17 protein-coding genes are annotated in these 20,349 nt (G+C 53.6%); 8 read left to right on the plus strand and 9 right to left on the minus strand.

The annotated features are described in order from the left end of the window. Positions 1-456 precede the first annotated feature (456 nt). From dnaA to NXS97_RS12885, 6 genes are all read left to right on the plus strand, one after another. Positions 457-1,863 (plus strand): chromosomal replication initiator protein DnaA, encoded by a 1,407-nt coding sequence (dnaA, locus tag NXS97_RS12860; protein WP_014332919.1) that lies wholly within the window; start codon positions 457-459, stop codon positions 1,861-1,863. A 4-nt stretch (positions 1,864-1,867) separates the two neighbouring features. Continuing rightward, entirely contained in the window at positions 1,868-2,968 is a 1,101-nt protein-coding gene (gene dnaN, locus NXS97_RS12865; protein WP_014332920.1) for a DNA polymerase III subunit beta, read from the plus strand. 145 nt (positions 2,969-3,113) lie between these two features. Next, positions 3,114-4,199 carry a DNA replication/repair protein RecF gene (gene recF / locus NXS97_RS12870; protein ID WP_013023996.1) on the plus strand — a complete coding sequence of 362 codons (1,086 nt, stop codon included), beginning with the start codon at positions 3,114-3,116 and terminating at the stop codon, positions 4,197-4,199. A gap of 17 nt (positions 4,200-4,216) precedes the next feature. Then, positions 4,217-6,625 carry a DNA topoisomerase (ATP-hydrolyzing) subunit B gene (gene gyrB, locus NXS97_RS12875; RefSeq protein ID WP_014332922.1) on the plus strand — a complete coding sequence of 803 codons (2,409 nt, stop codon included), beginning with the start codon at positions 4,217-4,219 and terminating at the stop codon, positions 6,623-6,625. Between the two features lie 190 nt (positions 6,626-6,815). Further along, positions 6,816-7,625, plus strand: a complete 810-nt coding sequence (gene yidA / locus NXS97_RS12880; protein ID WP_013023994.1) for a sugar-phosphatase — start codon at positions 6,816-6,818, stop codon at positions 7,623-7,625. A gap of 111 nt (positions 7,626-7,736) precedes the next feature. Continuing rightward, positions 7,737-8,990 carry a DUF3748 domain-containing protein gene (locus tag NXS97_RS12885; RefSeq protein ID WP_116220150.1) on the plus strand — a complete coding sequence of 418 codons (1,254 nt, stop codon included), beginning with the start codon at positions 7,737-7,739 and terminating at the stop codon, positions 8,988-8,990. Here the strand turns inward: NXS97_RS12885 and NXS97_RS12890 are convergent. Continuing rightward, complete coding sequence (locus tag NXS97_RS12890; RefSeq protein ID WP_013023991.1) at positions 8,971-9,333, minus strand: YceK/YidQ family lipoprotein; 363 nt, start codon at positions 9,331-9,333, stop codon at positions 8,971-8,973. The two genes, NXS97_RS12885 and NXS97_RS12890, sit on opposite strands and share 20 nt — an antisense overlap. 282 nt (positions 9,334-9,615) lie before the next feature. Here NXS97_RS12890 and ibpA point away from each other — a divergent pair, with 282 nt between their 5' ends. Next, positions 9,616-10,032 carry a small heat shock chaperone IbpA gene (gene ibpA, locus NXS97_RS12895; RefSeq protein WP_014332924.1) on the plus strand — a complete coding sequence of 139 codons (417 nt, stop codon included), beginning with the start codon at positions 9,616-9,618 and terminating at the stop codon, positions 10,030-10,032. Between the two features lie 186 nt (positions 10,033-10,218). Here the strand turns inward: ibpA and NXS97_RS12900 are convergent, their stop codons facing one another. Then, positions 10,219-11,133, minus strand: coding sequence for an Rpn family recombination-promoting nuclease/putative transposase (locus tag NXS97_RS12900; RefSeq protein WP_014604702.1), 915 nt, complete (start codon positions 11,131-11,133; stop codon positions 10,219-10,221). Between the two features lie 531 nt (positions 11,134-11,664). Between NXS97_RS12900 and NXS97_RS12905 the strand changes: the two genes are divergently transcribed. Next, the gene (locus tag NXS97_RS12905; RefSeq protein WP_116220151.1) at positions 11,665-12,603 is read left to right on the plus strand and encodes an amidohydrolase; all 939 of its coding nucleotides are present in this window, start codon (positions 11,665-11,667) and stop codon (positions 12,601-12,603) included. A 57-nt stretch (positions 12,604-12,660) separates the two neighbouring features. Here NXS97_RS12905 and NXS97_RS12910 read toward each other — a convergent pair whose 3' ends face one another. The 7 genes from NXS97_RS12910 to NXS97_RS12940 form a co-directional block, all read right to left on the minus strand. Next, positions 12,661-13,572, minus strand: coding sequence for an O-acetylserine/cysteine exporter (locus NXS97_RS12910; RefSeq protein ID WP_013023987.1), 912 nt, complete (start codon positions 13,570-13,572; stop codon positions 12,661-12,663). A 167-nt stretch (positions 13,573-13,739) separates the two neighbouring features. Next, on the minus strand, positions 13,740-14,990 hold the full coding sequence (locus NXS97_RS12915; protein ID WP_105083353.1) for a valine--pyruvate transaminase: 1,251 nt from the start codon (positions 14,988-14,990) through the stop codon (positions 13,740-13,742). A gap of 81 nt (positions 14,991-15,071) precedes the next feature. Continuing rightward, positions 15,072-16,046, minus strand: a complete 975-nt coding sequence (ghrB, locus tag NXS97_RS12920) for a glyoxylate/hydroxypyruvate reductase GhrB (protein WP_014594957.1) — start codon at positions 16,044-16,046, stop codon at positions 15,072-15,074. A gap of 71 nt (positions 16,047-16,117) precedes the next feature. Further along, on the minus strand, positions 16,118-17,398 hold the full coding sequence (locus NXS97_RS12925; protein WP_013023984.1) for an MFS transporter: 1,281 nt from the start codon (positions 17,396-17,398) through the stop codon (positions 16,118-16,120). Positions 17,399-17,431: 33 nt separating this feature from the next. Next, positions 17,432-18,385 (minus strand): sugar kinase, encoded by a 954-nt coding sequence (locus tag NXS97_RS12930; RefSeq protein ID WP_013023983.1) that lies wholly within the window; start codon positions 18,383-18,385, stop codon positions 17,432-17,434. Between the two features lie 9 nt (positions 18,386-18,394). After that, the gene (locus NXS97_RS12935; protein WP_014332930.1) at positions 18,395-19,144 is read right to left on the minus strand and encodes a sugar phosphate isomerase/epimerase; all 750 of its coding nucleotides are present in this window, start codon (positions 19,142-19,144) and stop codon (positions 18,395-18,397) included. A gap of 137 nt (positions 19,145-19,281) precedes the next feature. Beyond that, positions 19,282-20,307, minus strand: coding sequence for a LacI family DNA-binding transcriptional regulator (locus NXS97_RS12940; RefSeq protein WP_013023981.1), 1,026 nt, complete (start codon positions 20,305-20,307; stop codon positions 19,282-19,284). Positions 20,308-20,349 lie beyond the last annotated feature (42 nt).

The raw sequence follows: 20,349 nt of genomic DNA on the forward strand, positions 1-20,349 counted from the left end.
TCGCGGTACCAGATAACCCGGATACAGTCCGCTGAGTCCGGGCATTGAGCTTTACGCGACAACGCCGGGGGGAGAATTATACGGGGTCTGCGTTAAAGCGCAAGGATCGCGCAGGATCTTATTGCGATCGACCTGCCGCAGGCGCAGACAAAAACGAGAGATCGTCCGAAAAATTGAATCATTCAGCGCGATCCCAGGTGGTTTTTTCTGCCACAGGCGTAGACTTTCCTTCGCGTTCATGTCCTGTGGATAAAAAGGATAAAAACTGTGTAGAAAGGGAAGATCTCTGTCGCGCTTTGCGCTATGATCCGCCCTTCCTCTGACGATCCTCTAATGATTGCAGGATGGAAAACCGCTGATAGCGGTCGCAGGCGCTTTCTTTCGTCTGTGTCAAAATGAACGTTTCTTAGATTAGCACCTACTTTTCTTATCGAATTTGTACGAGTGGAGTCCGCCGTGTCACTTACGCTTTGGCAACAGTGTCTTGCCCGTTTGCAGGATGAGCTTCCTGCCACCGAATTCAGCATGTGGATCCGTCCACTTCAGGCTGAATTAAACGACAATACGCTTGCCTTATATGCTCCTAACCGCTTCGTACTCGACTGGGTTCGGGATAAATACCTCAACAGCATCAATGCACTACTGAATGAGTTCTGCGGTGCGAATGTACCTCTGTTGCGTTTTGAGGTGGGCACGCGCCCGGTTCAACAAGCCGCAGCGGTCAGTCAGCCAGCGATGGCCAGCGTCAGCGCGCCGGCTGCACCGGTTCAAAACCGTCCGGCACCGGCACAAATTGTCCGCCCAAGCTGGGACAACGTCCCTGCGCCTGCGGATGTCACTTATCGCTCTAACGTTAATAATCGTCATAACTTCGATAACTTTGTTGAAGGTAAATCGAACCAGCTGGCACGCGCGGCGGCACGTCAGGTGGCTGATAACCCTGGCGGCGCCTACAACCCACTGTTTCTTTATGGCGGTACGGGCCTGGGGAAAACTCACCTGTTGCATGCAGTCGGCAACGGCATTATTGCGCGTAAACCCAATGCCAAAGTGGTTTATATGCACTCTGAGCGCTTTGTGCAGGACATGGTTAAAGCGCTGCAAAATAATGCTATCGAAGAGTTTAAGCGCTATTACCGGTCGGTTGACGCCCTGCTGATCGATGACATTCAGTTCTTTGCCAACAAAGAGCGTTCTCAGGAAGAGTTTTTCCACACCTTTAATGCGCTGTTAGAAGGCAATCAGCAGATCATCCTGACCTCGGATCGTTATCCAAAAGAGATCAACGGTGTTGAAGATCGTCTGAAGTCGCGATTTGGCTGGGGCTTAACGGTGGCGATCGAGCCGCCGGAACTGGAAACACGCGTTGCGATCCTGATGAAAAAGGCGGATGAAAACGATATCCGCCTGCCGGGCGAAGTGGCTTTCTTTATTGCCAAGCGTTTACGCTCTAACGTCCGTGAGCTGGAAGGGGCACTGAACAGGGTTATCGCCAACGCCAACTTTACCGGCCGGGCGATTACCATCGACTTCGTTCGTGAAGCACTGCGGGATCTGCTTGCCCTGCAGGAGAAGCTGGTCACTATTGATAATATTCAGAAGACCGTTGCTGAGTACTACAAAATTAAAGTCGCTGACCTGCTTTCTAAGCGCCGCTCGCGCTCGGTAGCGCGTCCGCGTCAAATGGCGATGGCGATGGCTAAAGAGCTGACTAACCACAGTTTGCCGGAGATCGGCGACGCTTTTGGTGGTCGCGACCATACCACGGTACTTCACGCTTGCCGTAAGATTGAGCAACTGCGTGAAGAAAGCCACGACATCAAAGAAGATTTCTCAAATCTCATCAGAACATTATCTTCGTGACGCTATGAAATTTATTGTTGAACGTGAACAGTTGCTAAAGCCGCTGCAGCAAGTCAGCGGTCCGCTAGGCGGTCGCCCGACGTTGCCTATCCTCGGCAATCTGCTGATGCAGGTTAATGAAGGATCGTTGTTACTGACCGGCACCGATTTGGAAATGGAAATGGTTGCACGGGTTGCCTTAACCCAGCCGCACGAGACGGGTGCGACGACCGTTCCGGCACGCAAATTCCTGGATATTTGCCGTGGCCTGCCGGAAGGGGCGGAGATAAACGTGACGCTGGAAGGCGAGCGCATGTTAGTGCGTTCCGGCCGTAGCCGTTTTTCGCTCTCTACCCTGCCCGCCAGCGACTTCCCAAATCTGGATGACTGGCAGAACGAGGTGGAATTCACCCTGCCTCAGGCCACGCTAAAACGCCTGATCGAAGCCACGCAGTTCTCTATGGCCCATCAGGACGTACGCTACTACCTGAACGGCATGATGTTTGAGACGGAAGGCGAAGAGCTGCGTACGGTCGCCACCGACGGTCACCGTCTGGCGGTCTGCTCCATGCCCATTGGCCAGGCGCTTCCCAGCCATTCAGTCATTGTACCGCGTAAAGGGGTTATCGAGCTGTTACGCCTGCTGGACGGCGGTGATACACCGCTTCAGGTGCAGATTGGCAGCAGCAACATCCGCGCGCACGTTGGCGACTATATTTTTACCTCTAAGCTGGTGGATGGTCGCTTCCCGGATTATCGTCGGGTGCTGCCAAAAAATCCGGATAAAGCGCTGGAGGCAGGCTGCGATCTGCTCAAGCAGGCTTTTGCCCGTGCGGCGATCCTCTCTAATGAGAAATTCCGCGGCGTTCGTCTCCATATCACCGAAAATCAGCTAAAAATTACCGCTAATAATCCTGAGCAGGAAGAAGCGGAAGAGATGCTGGATGTCAGCTATACCGGCAGCGAGCTGGAAATTGGCTTCAACGTCAGTTACGTACTGGATGTACTGAATGCACTTAAGTGCGAGAATGTCCGCCTGCTGCTGACGGATTCCGTTTCGAGCGTGCAGATTGAAGATGTGGTGAGTCCGGCAGCGGCCTATGTCGTCATGCCGATGCGTCTGTAGCACACGGGCTTTATTCGGGCAGTGCACCTGTCACGTACGCTGTATGCGTCAGGCGCACTGCCCGTGCGAAAAGGTGCGGTGCCGTTGACGTCCTTACTCACTGAGATTCGATAAACCTCATTTGCCCTTCACGCTGGATTGATTCATGGCTTTAACCCGCCTGCTGATAAAAGATTTTCGTAATATTGAACAGGCCGACTTAGCGTTAGCGCCAGGATTTAACTTTCTGGTAGGGGCGAATGGTAGCGGTAAAACCAGCGTGCTGGAGGCGATTTACACACTGGGTCACGGCCGTGCTTTCCGCAGTTTGCAGGCCGGCCGGGTAATTCGTCACGATCAGGCAGCATTTGTGCTGCACGGCAGGCTGGAAGGCCAGGAACGTGAGTTTTCGGTCGGGCTCAGTAAAAATCGCGCTGGCGAAAGCAAAGTGCGTATTGATGGCAGCGATGGCCACAAAGTCGCTGAGCTGGCACAGTTGCTGCCAATGCAGTTGATCACGCCGGAAGGTTTTACCTTACTCAACGGCGGTCCCAAATATCGTAGAGCCTATGTCGACTGGGGCTGCTTTCATAACACACCCGGTTTTTTTAATGCCTGGAGCAATCTGCGACGCCTGCTTAAGCAACGCAATGCGGCGTTGCGCCAGGTAACGCGCTACAGCCAGATTCGTCCCTGGGATCAGGAGCTGGTGCCGCTGGCGGAGCAAATCAGCCAGTGGCGCGCCGACTACAGCGCAGCCATCTCGGCCGAAATTGTCACCACCTGTGCACAGTTCCTGCCCGAATTTGATCTGCGTTTTTCGTTCCAGCGCGGCTGGGACAAAGAAAGCGATTATGCCGAGTTGCTTGAGCGCAACTTCGAACGCGATCGCGCCCTGACTTATACCGCCAGCGGCCCGCACAAAGCGGATTTTCGTATTCGTGCCGAGGGCACGCCGGTGGAAGATTTACTCTCACGCGGTCAGCTTAAACTGCTGATGTGCGCATTGCGTCTGGCACAGGGCGAGTTCCTGACCCGCCAGAGCGGACGCCGCTGTGTTTACCTCATTGATGACTTTGCTTCTGAACTGGATGACAGCCGTCGCCGCCTGCTGGCGGAACGACTTAAAGCAACCCAGGCACAGGTTTTTGTCAGCGCCATCTCTTCGGAGCATGTAATCGACATGACTGACGAAAAGGGCAAGATGTTCCGCGTGGAACAGGGTAAAATAGCGGTTCAACCTAAAGATTAAATGAGCGAGAAACGTTGATGTCGAATTCTTATGACTCTTCAAGTATCAAAGTCCTGAAAGGGCTTGATGCGGTACGCAAACGCCCGGGCATGTACATCGGCGATACCGATGACGGAACCGGTCTGCATCACATGGTATTCGAGGTCGTGGATAACGCAATCGACGAAGCGCTCGCCGGTCACTGTAAAGATATTGTCGTGACAATCCATGCCGATAATTCGGTTTCCGTTCAGGATGACGGACGCGGAATTCCAACCGGTATCCACGAAGAAGAAGGTGTGTCGGCGGCTGAAGTTATCATGACCGTGCTGCACGCTGGCGGTAAGTTTGACGACAACTCCTACAAAGTGTCTGGCGGCCTGCACGGCGTAGGTGTTTCCGTTGTGAACGCCCTGTCCCAGAAACTGGAACTGACCATTCGTCGTGAAGGCAAAGTGCATCAGCAGATTTATCTGCACGGCGTACCTGAAGCGCCGCTGGCGGTTACGGGAGATACCGATGCAACCGGTACCCGCATTCGTTTCTGGCCAAGCCATGACACCTTCACCAACGTTACCGATTTCGAATACGACATTCTGGCGAAACGCCTGCGCGAACTGTCCTTCCTGAACTCTGGCGTATCGATTCGTCTGGAAGACAAGCGTGATGCAAGAAACGACCACTTTCACTACGAAGGTGGTATCCGCGCCTTTGTTGAGTACCTGAATAAAAACAAAACGCCTATTCACCCAACCGTATTCTATTTCTCAACCGAGAAAGACGGCATTGGCGTGGAAGTCGCACTGCAGTGGAATGACGGCTTCCAGGAGAACATCTACTGCTTCACGAACAATATTCCACAGCGCGACGGCGGTACACACCTTGCGGGTTTCCGCGCCGCGATGACGCGTACGCTGAATGCCTACATGGATAAAGAAGGCTACAGCAAAAAAGCCAAAGTCAGCGCGACCGGTGACGATGCCCGTGAAGGTCTGATTGCGGTCGTGTCGGTCAAAGTGCCGGACCCGAAATTCTCTTCACAGACCAAAGACAAACTGGTTTCTTCAGAAGTGAAATCGGCCGTTGAGCAGCAAATGAATGAACTGCTGGCTGAATATCTGCTGGAAAATCCGGGCGATGCAAAAATCGTTGTGGGCAAAATTATTGACGCCGCACGCGCTCGTGAAGCCGCACGCCGTGCCCGTGAGATGACCCGCCGTAAAGGCGCGCTGGATCTTGCTGGCCTGCCAGGCAAACTGGCGGACTGCCAGGAGCGCGACCCGGCGCTGTCAGAAATTTACCTGGTGGAGGGTGACTCTGCGGGCGGTTCTGCCAAGCAAGGCCGCAACCGTAAGAATCAGGCCATTCTGCCGCTGAAAGGTAAGATCCTGAACGTTGAGAAGGCGCGTTTCGATAAGATGCTGGCTTCTCAGGAAGTCGCCACGTTGATTACCGCGCTGGGCTGTGGCATCGGCCGCGATGAATACAATCCGGATAAACTGCGTTACCACAGCATCATCATCATGACCGATGCGGACGTCGACGGCTCCCACATTCGTACACTGCTGTTGACCTTCTTCTATCGTCAGATGCCAGAAATTATCGAGCGTGGTCACGTGTATATCGCGCAGCCGCCGCTGTATAAGGTGAAAAAAGGTAAGCAGGAGCAATACATCAAGGATGACGAGGCCATGCTGCAGTACCAGATTGCTATCGCCCTTGACGGTACCTCGCTGCATACCACCGCCAGCGCACCGGCGCTAGGCGGCGAACCGCTGGAAACACTGGTCGCTGAATTCAACAGCACTCAGAAGATGATCAAACGCATGGAGCGTCGTTATCCGATGGCCATGCTGCGTGCGCTGATTTATCACGACACACTGAGCGATATCAGCAACGAAGCGCAGGTGACCAGTTGGATCAACGGTCTGGTTAGCTACCTGACAGCACGCGAGGCGCACGGCAGTACCTATCTGGCCCAGGTGCGTGAGAACCGTGAGCAGAATGTCTTTGAGCCGGTTTTACGCGTTCGTACACATGGAGTGGACACGGATTATCCTCTGGATGCCGAGTTCCTGCAGGGTGGCGAATACCGCAAGATCTGTGCACTGGGCGGCAAGCTTCGCGGTCTGCTTGAAGAAGATGCCTATATCGAACGTGGCGAACGCCGTCAGCCTGTCAGCAGTTTTGAACAGGCGATTGACTGGCTGGAGAAAGAGTCGCGTCGCGGCCTGTCAGTGCAGCGATATAAAGGTCTGGGCGAAATGAACCCAGAGCAGCTGTGGGAAACCACCATGGATCCGGACAGCCGCCGTATGTTACGCGTGACCATCAAAGATGCAATTGCCGCCGATCAGCTGTTCACCACGTTGATGGGTGACGCGGTTGAACCGCGCCGCGCCTTCATTGAAGAGAATGCGCTGAAAGCCGCAAATATTGATATCTAATCGCCCTGCGACAGACAAAACCCTTCCCACCGGAAGGGTTTTTTTTGCCCGATACGTCTGCCTGCCCTGCGCGGGGCAGAACCCGCTGCAACAAGATAATGGTTTACGCGTGCTGTAAAGCGTCGACAAACTGGTCAATGTGAGCTGAATCGCGCTAGCATTGCAGTAAACCCGACACAACGAGGATGCTATGGCTATAAAACTGATCGCAATTGATATGGACGGCACGCTGCTTAATCCGCAGCATGAGATCACACCTGCGGTAAAAACCGCCCTGAACCGCGCCCGGGAAAAAGGGGTGTCCATTGTGTTAGCGACCGGCAGGCCTTTCGTTGGCATTGAGCGTTATCTGAAGGAGCTTGATCTGCAGGCTCACGGACAGTACTGCATCAGCAATAATGGCGCACTGGTTCATCAGGCCGAAGATGGCGAGGTCGTGGCGGATGTGACGCTGGGCTTTGACGATTATTTGTATGTCGAGAAGCTGGCGCGAGAACTGGGCGTACATTTTCAGGCCTTTGATAAATCCCACCTCTATACGCCAAACAAAGACATCAGCGAATTCACTATTCACGAAGCCAGCCTGACCGGTATTCCGGTACGTTATCGCGCAGTAGAAGAGATGGATCCCGCCACGCGTTTCCCGAAACTGATGATGATTGATAAACCCGGCCTGCTTGATGCGGCGATTGCAAAACTGCCTGAGCAGGCGCATCAGACTTACACCATCCTGAAAAGTGCGCCTTATTACCTGGAGATTCTCGATCGCCGGGTGAACAAAGGCTATGGCGTAAAAATGCTGGCAGAAAAACTGGGCCTGAAAGCGGAAGACGTCATGGCGATAGGCGATCAGGAAAACGATCTGGCCATGATTGACTACGCGGGCACTGGCGTGGCGATGGGCAATGCGATTGAGTCGGTGAAGAAAATTGCCCAGTTTATTACCAAAACCAATAGGGAAGATGGCGTCGCGCACGCGATTGAAAAATGGGTACTTTAATTCTTTCCTGACGCAGGATGAAACGGCGAGTGAAAGCACCTGACGCGGCCGTTTCATCAGTAAATACGCGCGCGTAACTTGTCTGAATATTACCGCTCACTGGATTTTGTCATGTCTGAAAAACAGATCACATTTGCATCACGCCATCATCAGTTGACTAACATCAACGTCTGGACAGCCGACAGCCAGTGGCTGGCATTTGATGTGCGGCCCTCCGGTGCCTCTTTTACCAGCCAGACCATTGAGCGGGTCAATGTGAACACCGGCGACGTGGAGGTGTTATATCAGGCAAGGGATGGCGCGCACGTCGGGGTTGTCACCGTGAGTCCGACATTGCCCCCACGTTACGTTTGTATTCATGGGCCTGAACATCCCGATGACAACTGGCAGTACGATTTTCATCATCGCCGTGGCGTGATCGTTGAAAAGGGTCAGGCAGAAAATCTGGATGCATGTGACATTACGCCGCCCTTTACTGCCGGAGCCTTGCGGGGCGGCTCCCACGTACATGTTTTTAGCCCGGATGGGACACGTCTCAGTTTCACCTATAACGATCATGTGATGCACGAACGGGATCGGCGCCTCGACCTGCGTAACGTTGGCGTCGCCGTTCCCCTGTGGGCGGTTACGCCAGAAAAGCAGCACCCACGAGAATATGACGGTAGCCATTTTTGTGTGTTGGTCAGTGAAACCCACGTCAATCCGCAGCCGGGCAGCGATCAGATCAGTCGGGCATATGAAGAGGGATGGATTGGTAACCAAGGCTATCAAAAACCTGACGGTAGCTGGCAGCGCTGGGCCATCGCCTTTACAGGCGATACCCTTTCCGCTTCAGGCGAAAAGTGTCCTGAGGTGTTCGTGGTCGATCTGCCAGAGAAGCTGGAAGACTTCGCAAAACCCGGCTTTTTCCCGCTGGAAGGTAGCAGCGATCGTTTACCGGCTCCACCCGCTGGCGTCCGGCAACGTCGAATAACGACTACCCGGGGCCTGGCATCACAGCCTCGTCACTGGTTGCGCAGCTCGCCAGACGGCAGCAAAATTGCGTTTTTGATGGCGGATAACCAACAGGTCATCCAGCTCTGGGTCGTGTCGCCCAATGGCGGCGAACCACATCAGGTGACCCGGCTTACCCACAGTATTCAGTCGGCGTTTAGCTGGCAGCCTCGCGGCGAAGCCATTGCCTTTATCAGCGACAACAGCGTTATGCGCTGCCATGTGGTAACGGGCGAGTGTGAGCGTTTAACGGTGCGAAGCAGTGAAGCACCGTCTGGTGATGCGGTCGTCTGGTCACCAGACGGGAAGCAGATTGCCTTCATGCGTGAGATTGAGGGCTGGCGACAGTTGTTTACCGTTGCGGTTGCATAGTGGGCATGGGCTGGGCATGCGCCAGATTTTCTTCAGTGTGCGCCAGCTTTTCGCTCTGCAGCACCCGAGCGCGCGGAGAATCCAGGCTTTGGTCGCTGTCACTGCGATAGTAGTCCCATGGCAATAACAGCGTATCCATGACCGCAGAAAACGGCAGGTCAACCAGGGCCAGCGGCTTAAGCGCCCAACTGGTGTTACTGTCGGTCAGAATATCCGCGCTGGCGCGCGTGCCCGGATAATAGCCCTGGCTTGCTCCGGTATGCGACATCACGCTCGAACAGCCGCTTGAAACGACTGCGCAGCACATAACGCCAGCCAGCGGTAACCTTTTCATCATTTTCATATCGTCATCCCTTCAGTCCTGGTCACACCTGGCTGAGTTTGCTCGCCAGCGTACCTTCCCACCTGATAGTGAAGTCCGTTCTGGTCCGGCAATCTACCCCTGAGTGTATGTCATTTCACCGATTTGGCGAAAAAATTACGCACAGGCCCTTGAAAGGATGTTGTCCGCACCCATTTTTATAGCAGGCCGTTAAGGTTGCCGCCGTAAGGGGCAATGCGGTACGACACAACCTGTCCAATGGTGGAAGGTTGCCAAAACTTGCTGACATTCAGGAGTATTTTTATGCGTAACTTTGATCTGTCTCCACTTTATCGCTCTGCTATCGGTTTTGATCGCCTGTTCAACCTGCTTGAGTCCAATCAAAATCAGAGCAATGGCGGTTATCCTCCTTATAATGTCGAACTGGTTGATGAAAACCATTATCGCATTACCATTGCGGTGGCCGGCTTTGCCCAGAGTGAACTTGATATTACTGCCCACGACAACGTGCTGATCGTGCGCGGTGCCCACCCAGAAGAGCAGACTGAACGTAAGTATCTCTACCAGGGCATCGCCGAGCGTAATTTCGAGCGCAAGTTCCAGCTGGCTGACCATATCGTCGTACGCGATGCGCGTCTGGAAAATGGTCTGTTAAGCATCGATCTCGAGCGCCTGGTGCCTGAAGAAGCGAAACCTCGCCGGATTGAAATTCTGAAATAAAGCGGCCGTAATGGCTACGTCATTTTGAAAACGGCCACAGCCTACGTGCTGTGGCCGTTTTTTATGGATACGATGGCGATAACGCGTCACTGAGAAGCGCCGCGGTCAGGGAAACTGACTGAAAAAAGGAGAACGCGCTAAATAAGGCAGGAATACAACCGCCCTGAACGACCAACTGCACAGAAATCAGTGTTGAATCTGCGCCAGTTCTTCCTCGCTCAGGCCTGTCATTTTCATTATGGTGTAAAGATCGAGACCATTCTGTAGCATGGTTCGCGCGACTTCACGTTTCCCCTCATCGCGGCCTCTCTGAATACCTTGCTCAAGGCCTTTCTGAATACCTTTTTGTTCAAGCTGCTGTGCAATGGTCATGAGCGCGTCTCCATGTTGCGGCACCCGCAGGGCGAGTTCCTGAATGAAAGCCTCGACGGCCGGGGTTTCCCCCGCCTGCATGATATAATGTACCAATGATACGACCTGTGATGATGAAAGATAACCTGACAGCAGCACAGGAACAAGCCTGTCCATCAGATCGGCGAGATCGCGCTGATGGATATGCTTTTGTAACAGCGTCAGCGCAGCCATACTGCGATGGCCCGCTATTTCGTCATCCGATATTACCGTGACATCAACCAGCGGAAAGCGGGTGCTGTACAATTTACCGGCCAGCGCGGGATGGGTAAATTCATCCAGCCAACAGGTGGAATAAGGATATGGCCTGCGTCTCCCCATATAAAACAGTACGGGTATCACCAGCGGCAAGGCTTTATGGCCAGCTTCGAGATGGCGCTGCATTGCCGCTACCGCGTAGCGCAGGAGCCTGAACGCCATATGTTTATCGGGTGAAGACTGATGCTCGATCAACACATGAACATAACCCTCACCGCCTGCGGTTTTCAGGCTGTAAAGCACATCGCTAAAATATTGACGAAGATCCGCTTCGACAAAAGAACCTGACTCCAGCTTTAACGTATTGAGATCACAAACAGCGCGCAGCTCTTCAGGGAGATGAATATCCATAAAATCGCGGGCAATTTCGGGCTGGGTTAAAAATTGCCGGAAAGTCGCATCGTGCGGTGTTGGCGTAGTGTTTTTTTTCATCACATCCGGCCTGTGAATGATAATAAGCACAGCTCCCCGGCCCGGAAGTAACGTTTGAGGCTGAGGAAATCGTGCAATTTTTTTGGTCTTTCATTGCCTTGGTGGATTGATACTTTCATCTCCCCGGAGGGCTGTCCAGGCTAATTATTTTTTCTGAGGAGTGCGTTCCATATTAATGCCTGCTGACCCGTCATTAATAAATATAATGCCGCGCCGACTTCTATATTTAAACGCCCTACCAATGAAAATAATGACCACTCATGTGTGATAACCAATCGTTTTATATGCATCACGTAAAAACATGCATGCAATAACATCCCCTTCAACCCTGGCCATTCTCATCACTTATTTTCCTTAAAAATTTTTCTATAACATTTCATCACCTATACACTCACACAGGATTAAATTTATTTTTATAAATCATGCTGACCAAAAACGCTTAGCGATAAACTTAACCGTAACGACAGATTAGAATATAACGTTACACGACGATACATTAAATACTCTTTCCAACATGTAAGGAGTCTCTTAATGGCTATAACCCGACGCTTTATATTACAGGCCGGCGGTGCGCTGAGTGCGCTAACGGTTTTTAACGCCCTCAGCAGCACACCTTTTAGCTCAGGAGAAAAACAACCTGTATTGGACGTTCCCGAAGGCAGCGTGGACTGCCATATGCACCTTTATAACGATAAATACCCTGCTGCGCCCGGTGCCAGCTTACGGCCCGCCAATGCCTCTCTTGCCGACTACCACCAGTTACAAACCCGGCTGGGACTTCGCCGCATGGTCATTGTCACACCTTCGACCTACGGCACAGATAACCGGCTTTTAATTGACGGTCTCAGGCAGAGTGGTGGACAGGCAAGGGGCGTGGCCGTTGTCGACGATTCGGTGAGTGATGCAGAGCTACAAGAAATGGACCGGCAGGGCGTGCGTGGTATCCGTTTTAATTTGAGCAGAGGGGGAACCTCTCTGGACAGTCTGGAGCCTCTTGCTTCTCGAATCGCACCACTGGGATGGCATATTCAGGTTGTTGCGCCCGGTGAAAAACTGGCTGAGCTGGCATCGCGCCTGAGAGCATTGCCGACAAAGCTGGTTATCGATCACATGGGACATGTTCCGCAACCCGAGGGAACAAAAGCGCCGTGTTTCCAGACATTAACCCGTCTTCTTGACGCGGGTAATACCTGGATAAAACTGTCTGGACCCTATATCAAGTCGCGCATCGGACCACCGGGTTATGAGGATGTCGGCCAGGTCGCTGCGGAACTGGTAAGGCGCCGGCCAGACCGCCTGTTATGGGGAAGTGACTGGCCCCATCCGACAAAAGCAGAAAATGATAAGCCCGATGATGCCGCTATGCTCGATTTACTGGCGCACTGGGCACCTTCGTCTGCGGACAGGTTGTTGATTTTGCTCGATAATCCATCAGAGCTCTATGGCTTTGATCATCACGCCCACGGATAAACAATCAGAAAATGAGGTTGTATGCTCGTCAGAGGCCTGCAACCTCAGCCTGATACTTTAGATCTGCGGGCGCATAAACCACCGCTGCCTGATCATGCCACCAAACATATTCACCAGCAGGCCGACAATAATGACCGCAGCGCCGACAACCTGCTGGAGTGACAGCGTTTCGTTCAACAACAAGGCTGCACTGACGATTCCAACAACCGGAACCAGCAGAGAAAGCGGTGCCACGCGCCAGGTTTCATAACGGCTAAGCAGCGTACTCCAGATGCCATAGCCCAAAATAGTCGCGATAAAGGCCAGATAAACGAGCGCCAGTACCGTCTGCAGGTTAATCTGCGCCAGGCTACTGACTATCGCGGCTTTACCGTCGAACAGCAGCGAACAGCCAATAAAGGGGATAACCGGGACCAGTGCGCTCCAGACCACCAGCGACATCACCGGCACCGGATAGTGACGCGTAATGATCTTATTCGTGATGTTCCCCAGCCCCCAGGAGAATGCCGCTGCCAGCATAAGCATCATCGTGGTGAGCGTAATACCAGCCGCACTCTGGCCCACCATTCCTGAGGTCGCCAACAAAAAAATGCCCAGCGTGGCGATAATAATGCCCGCGATATGGTTCCAGCGGAGTTTCTCTGCCAGGAACAGCGCGCCGAGTAGCAACGTAAAGAACGCCTGGGCCTGTAGCACCAGCGAGGCCAGACCTGCGGGCATGCCCAGCTTGATCGCCAAAAACAGAAACGCAAACTGTCCAAAGCTGATGGTCATCCCGTAGAGTAAAATCCAGCGCAGTGGCACGGCAGGACGACGCACCAGCAAAATGGCAGGAAAGGCGACCAGGGCGAAACGCAGCCCGGCCAGCAGGAAGGGCGGCATATTCTGCAGGCCCAGTTTGATCACCACAAAGTTCACGCCCCAGGCAACCACCACGCACAGGGCCAACAGCATATCTTTTCCCGACACAGCACACTCCTTTTGCCCGTCTCAGGCCACAATAGCGCTGAGCTCAATCGCATCTATCGATAATGCAAAAACAGGTCTCGGCAGCCCCTCAATATCAGGTTGAGGCAGCGTGGCGTATAACCAGGTAACCTCACATAGGGCTGTCCGTGTTCAGACCGGGAGCAGCTCTAACTGTCCCGCCAGGCGTGCTCCACTTCCTCTGCAAGAATCTGTACGGCTCGTTCAATATTTTCCGCATCCGGCACGTAGTTCATACGCATGCACTGATGCGTGTGCGGCCAGTCATGTTCCAGCCCCGGGAAGAAAAAGTGCCCGGGCACCATCAGTACGCCTCGCGCCTTAAGCCGTTGATACAGCAGCTCCGTGCTGATCGGCAAATCGCGGAACCATAACCACAGGAAAATCGCCCCTTCGGGTTTATGTATCAGACAACGTTCTGCGGGCAAATAACGACGAATAATGTTAATCGTCTCCATGACCTTGCGCTGGTAGAAGGGTTTGATCACCCCTTCAGACAGCCGCAACAGATCGCCACGCTGGATCATTTCACAGGCGATAGCGGGCCCAATACTGCCCGGTGCCAGGCTGATAATGCCGTTCATGTTACTAATCGCCGTGATGGTACTTTCATCAGCGATGATAATTCCGCAGCGCGCGCCAGGCAGGCCGAGTTTGGACAGGCTCATGCAGAGAATGATATTGGGGTTCCACAAAGGCCGGACATCGCTGAAAATAATGCCCGGAAAGGGGACGCCATAGGCATTGTCGATCAGCAGCGGAACCTCATGCTGCTGCGCCAGCACATCCAGCTTCAGCAGTTCGTCATCGGTAATCACGTTACCGGTTGGATTCGTCGGGCGTGATACACAAATCAGGCCGACGTCATCATTCATGGGCAAATGTTCAAAATCGACGTGGTACTTAAACTGCCCTTCCGGCAGTAACTCAATATTCGGCTTGGCCGAAATAAACAGAGCGTCATCCAGACCCGCATCGGCATAGCCCAGATATTCGGGCGCCAGAGGGAACAGCACGCGTTTTTTGCTGCCGTCACTGCGGCGCCCTGCAAACAGGTTAAACAGATAGAAAAACGCGCTCTGGCTGCCGTTGGTCAGGGCAATATTCTGTGCAGTGATAGACCAGCCCAGTTGCTCTCGCAACATCGTCGCCAGCGCATCCAACAGCACCGCCTTGCCGCGAGGGCCATCGTAATTACACAAGGCCTCACTCAGTTTGCCTTCATCGTGCATATGCTGCAGCAACTGCTGAAAATAGTCGTTCATCTCCGGAATCTGCGCGGGATTGCCACCGCCAAGCATGATAGTGCCTGGCGTGCGTAAGCCTGCACCCATGTCTTCCATCAGACGTGAGATGCCGGAATGCTGAGTAAATTTGTCGCCGAACTGAGAAAAGGCCATAGCGGTTAAAAATTTGTAATGAATAATGGGAGAACCACCATAACGCCCGCTCCCGGCGGGCGCAATGGAAAGCCGTGGGGATTACGTCAGGACATGCGGATTAACGCAGTTTTTCTCTACATTGCCGTTAAGGGCTGCAATCAGGTTTTCAACCGCATCCTGCATCATTCCGTATCGGGTTTCGTGGGTCGCTGAACCAATGTGCGGCAGCGTCACGACATTCGGTAACGACAGCAGCGGCGAGTCAGTGGGTAAAGGCTCTTTTTCGAAGACATCCAGCCCGGCGGCGTGAATAGTGCCCTCCTGCAGGGCGGCAATCAGGGCGTTTTCATCCACCACTGGCCCACGGCCGGCATTGATCAGTACCGCACTGGATTTCATCAGTTTCAGCTGTTCCGCGCCGATCAAATGGTAAGTCTCTTCAGTCAGCGGCAGGCTGATGCATACAAAGTCGCTCTGTTTCAATAGCGTTTCCAGTTCACACCGTTCTGCGGCGAACTGTGACTCGGCCTGCGCGTGCTGGCGGCGAGCCTGATAAATAATTTTCATGCCAAAACCGAAATGCGCCCGCTGGGCCAGCGCCATGCCTATGCGGCCCATCCCCAGAATGCCCAACGTTTTGTGGTGTACATCAATACCAAAATGCGCCGGTCCGATGCTTTTTTGCCAGTTGCCAGCCTTGACCCAGGCATCCAGCTCCGGAATGCGGCGCGCGCTGCTGAGCACCAGCGCCATGATGGTGTCGGCGACCGTTTCAGTCAGCACCGTCGGCGTGTGCATCAGCACCACGCCTCGTTGATTTAACGCATCCACATCAAAGTTGTCATAGCCCACAGACACGCTTGAGCAGGCCCGCAGTATGGGCATTTTTGCCAACAGATCGCGATTAACTTTGCCGCCCGAGCCCAGTAATCCTTCTGCCTCCTGCAGCGCTTTTTCATGCTGCTGCTGGCTTTCTGGCGACAGATCCTTCATTTCAGTCACCGTGGCATGTTCAGCAAGACGCGCACGCAGATCGTCAGGCAATTTTTTGTATAGAATGACGGCGGGTTTCATCAGATAGCTTCCTGTAAATAGATGACGGGCAACGCTAAGGTCGCCCGGAGAAGAGGCTAACGCTTACGCTTTCAGGCCGGTTTCGCCCCATGAAGCGACGGCGCCTTATTTTGTGCAGGTTTGACGATAAGCGTCAGTACCACTGACAGCAGTAACGCCCCTCCCATAAAGATATAGGAGGCAGAAGGACTCCCGGTCGCGCCATTCAGATAACCCACAATCCATGAGCCGATAAAGGAACCCAGCGCACCCATACTGTTAATCAGGGCCATTGCGCCACCTGAAACATTACGTGGCAACATTTCCGGGATAATGGCAAAGAAGGGGCCATATGGCGCGTACATCGCAGCCCCGGCGATCACTAACAACGTATAGGATAGCCAGAAATTGCCCGATCCTACCAGGTAGGAGCCGAGGAAGGCCAGCGCCCCAATCAGCAATAAAGGCCAGACGAATAACTTACGGTTTTGGGTTTTGTCTGACGCCCAGGACACCAGCACCATTGCAATGGTCGCCGCCAGATAAGGCACTGCCGATAACCAGCCCGCCTCCACCATGCCCATTTGCGTACCGTTACGCAAAATTGAAGGTAGCCACAGCACGAAACCGTAAACGCCAATGCTCCAGGCAAAATATTGCATACAAAGAATGATCACATTGCGGTTACGGAAGGCTTCCCCATAGTTACGCACGGCCTTGATACTTTCCTGCTCTTTTTGCAACTCGGCCTGCAGCGCGGCTTTTTCGACCTCACTCATCCAGCGTGCCTGTGAGGGTTTGTCCTGCACCATAAACCACCAGGCTACGGCCCAGATAACCGCAGGAATGCCTTCAAAAATAAACATTTCCCGCCAGCCAAAGGCCTCAATCAGATAACCGGAGACCACTGACATCCACAATACCGTGACCGGATTGCCCAGGATCAGAAAGGTATTAGCCCGCGAGCGTTCAGATTTAGTAAACCAGTTACTGATATAAATCAGCATCGCAGGCATTACGGCCGCTTCAACCACGCCGAGGATAAAGCGAATGGCCGCCAGCATGGGAATATTACTGACTACGCCGGTCAGTGAGGCGCAGCCGCCCCACAGAATCAGGCACCAGAAGATCAGTTTTTTTACGCTGCGGCGTTCGGCATAAATCGCGCCGGGTATCTGAAAAAAGAAATATCCCAGAAAGAACAAGGCGCCCAGTAATGACGACATGCCTTTCGTGATGCCCAAATCGTCGTTAATGCCCGCTGCTGAGGCAAAACTAAAATTGGCACGGTCAAGGTAGGCAAGGCTGTATGTAATAAACACGATGGGCATGATGAACCACCAGCGTTTTGGCGCGATCGTCTGCGTTTTCATCGGGAACTCCTCTGTCTGTGTTTGAGGGCTGGGCTATGCATCGCCTAACTGCTGACGCGTCGGCAACCCTTCGCTGTCGCCAATAACCTGAATCGCCAGTGAACCTATTTTGTTACCCCGGCGGATCGCCTGCACCAGTGGCTTCCCTTCCAGCAACGCACTAATCACACCCACGGCAAAGCCATCCCCTGCCCCTACAGTATCGACGACGTTATCCACTCTCATCGCCTCCACCTGGCCCTGTTCACCGCTGGCCGTCTTGTACCAGGCACCCTCACAGCCGGTTTTAATGATCACCGCTTTTACGCCCTTATCAAGATAAAAGTCAGCGATATCCTGCGGCTGGCGATAGCCAGTTAAGATATAGCCCTCTTTTTCGCCAGGCAGTACCCAGTCTGCGTATTCTGCTAACAGATTGAGCTGCTTGCGCATTTCGCCTTCGCTGCGCCACAGTACCGGGCGCAGATTGGGGTCAAACGAAAGCGTTTTGCCTCGCGCCCGCATCTCTTTAGCAGCATGCTTTGTCAGCTCAAGTGAGCTGTCTGAAATCGCTGCTGCAACCCCGCTGAGGTGCAGATGACGTGCAGCGCCAAAATAGTCGTGATCAAAATCTGTTGGCGACAGATGACTGGCGGCGGAGCCCTTACGAAAGTACTCCACCAGCGGATCTGAACCGTCGTCGACTTTGGATTTCAGCTGGAAGCCGGTTGGATAGCGCGGGTCAACGGTCACCTGACGATGATCGATATTTTCCTTATCCAGCACCTGACAGATGAAGCGACCAAAGGCGTCCTGCCCCACGCGGCTCACCCAGCCCACTTTCAGCCCCAGTCGCGCCAGACCAATAGCGACGTTCAGCTCTGCGCCAGCGGCGCGCTTCACAAAGGTGTCTACTGCGGCCAAATCGCCCGTTTCACGGGCGACAAACATGGCCATGGCCTCACCGATGGTGATTACATCAAGCGTGCCGTTTGGATGGGTAGTCATATGTACTCCTCAGACGTTACGCAGCAGCGTCACATAATGGCGCGTCACCGCAATCAAATCGTCGCCTTCCAGCGGAAACTCAATGCCGCGAGGCACTGCTGCTGGCAACCGGTGTAACAGGCTTTGCCAGCCAGGGCCGGCATCATCCAGCGCGATGGCGCGGTAGCTTGTCCCCTGCGGCACCGCCGCTTTGACATGCACGTAACCCACATGCTCAGCCAGCAGACCAGCCGCCTGGATCGGGTCTTCACCTGTCCAGCACCAGTTACCCATGTCAAATGTCATGGTAATCGGCAGCGCCGCCTCACCGGCGGCCTTAAAGAACCCTACCATCGGTTGCTGTTTGCCGAAGCGGGTTTGATCGTTTTCCACAGTCAGGGGCACGCCATATTCTGTCATCAAGCCACGTAGCTTTTCGCTGTACAGCGCGCCCGTAAAGTTACCCAGCGCCACTTTCAGCCGCTGTGCATTCAACTGACGTGCTTCGGAAAAGTAACCGTCCAGTAAGGGGTTAAGTTTGCCGTCCTCACAGAACAAGGTGTCGGGTACCGAATAACTGATGCGCAGCTGGTGCACCTGCGCTGCCTGCGCCAGCGCGGGTAAATGGGCTAACGTGGTCTCATCAAACAGTTCACGGCGGATTTCCACACCGTCGGCGCCCGCCTGCTGGATAAGGGGCAATAGCGCGGCCTGCCCGCCCAGCTCAGCAATCTGTTGATGACCATACGCGGCGGCCACGACGATGATTTCGGGCTTCATTACGACTCCTGATGTGAAAATCTGCATTAACGTTATAAAAACGTTAAATGGAACCGGTTCCAAAGCAAAGTAGCAAAATGCGGAAGTATGATCGTGCTCACGAAGCGAGCACGTAATCGAAGGGAAGAGTCTGAAAATCAGCCGAGGCGTTGGCTGGAACCGCGCACGATGAGTTCGCCTGAAAAAACCTGTTCACAAGGTGGATGGTCGTGCCCCTCAATACGGGATATAAGACGTTCGAGCGCGCGATAACCGATTTGCCAGGTGGGCTGCTTTAAGGTGGTAATACCGACGCCAGCCAACGCAGCCCATTCGAGCTCGTCAAACCCTAACAGGCCAATATCTCTACCCCAGCGTAGGGCAAGACGCTGCAGAGAATGAGCCACCTGCAAGGTCAGCGCGCCATTGGCTACCATTACCGCACAGCGTTTTCCCGCGTGCCGCTGATGAAAGTCGCGCAGAATCTTATCCATTATCCCGGGCTGGTGCAGCGCGACTTCCGCATTCTCATGGGCGATTGCGGGATGTGCAGCAAGACGTTGCCGAAACGCCTGCAGTCGCTCCCGGCGCGTATTCACGCTGCCTAAGGGTTCGCTGAGAAACAGCAGCGACTCATAACCGTTGTCAATAAGATGGGCGGTGGCCGTTTCTGCCGCTTCGGCATTATTCAACCCGACCACATCACAGGGGAAATCAGGGATTTTTCGGTCGATCAGCACCATGGGCAGTAAAGACTGTTGTAGTCGGCTCAGTACCGCTTCATGCATGCCAACGGCGTTAACGACAATGCCCTCAACCTGATAGCTGCTCAGCAATTGCAGGTAATGTTGCTCCAGATCGACTTCGTTATTGGTATTACACATCAGTAACGTAAAGCCACATTCACGGCAGGCCGCTTCAATGCCACACATGACGTCTACAGAATAGGGATTGGTGATATCGGCGATGATCAGGCCAATGAGTCGGGTACGCCCCCGTTTCAGGCCACGTGCCATCTGGCTTGGCCGATAGTTAAGATCGCTAATCGCCTGCTCGATGCGCATTTTTAAATCGGCAGAAAGCAGATGTTGCTCGCCGTTTAAATAGCGCGAGACGCTGGTTTTACCGGTTTTTGCCGCATGAGCAACATCGCTGATAGTGGCGCGAGGCGGCCTGATTTTCATAAAGTATTCCGCAAATTAAGCATCCCGCGAGACTACCACAGC

The sequence above is a fragment of the Pantoea sp. B623 genome (genome assembly GCF_024814475.1).
Lineage (GTDB): Bacteria > Pseudomonadota > Gammaproteobacteria > Enterobacterales > Enterobacteriaceae > Pantoea > Pantoea ananatis.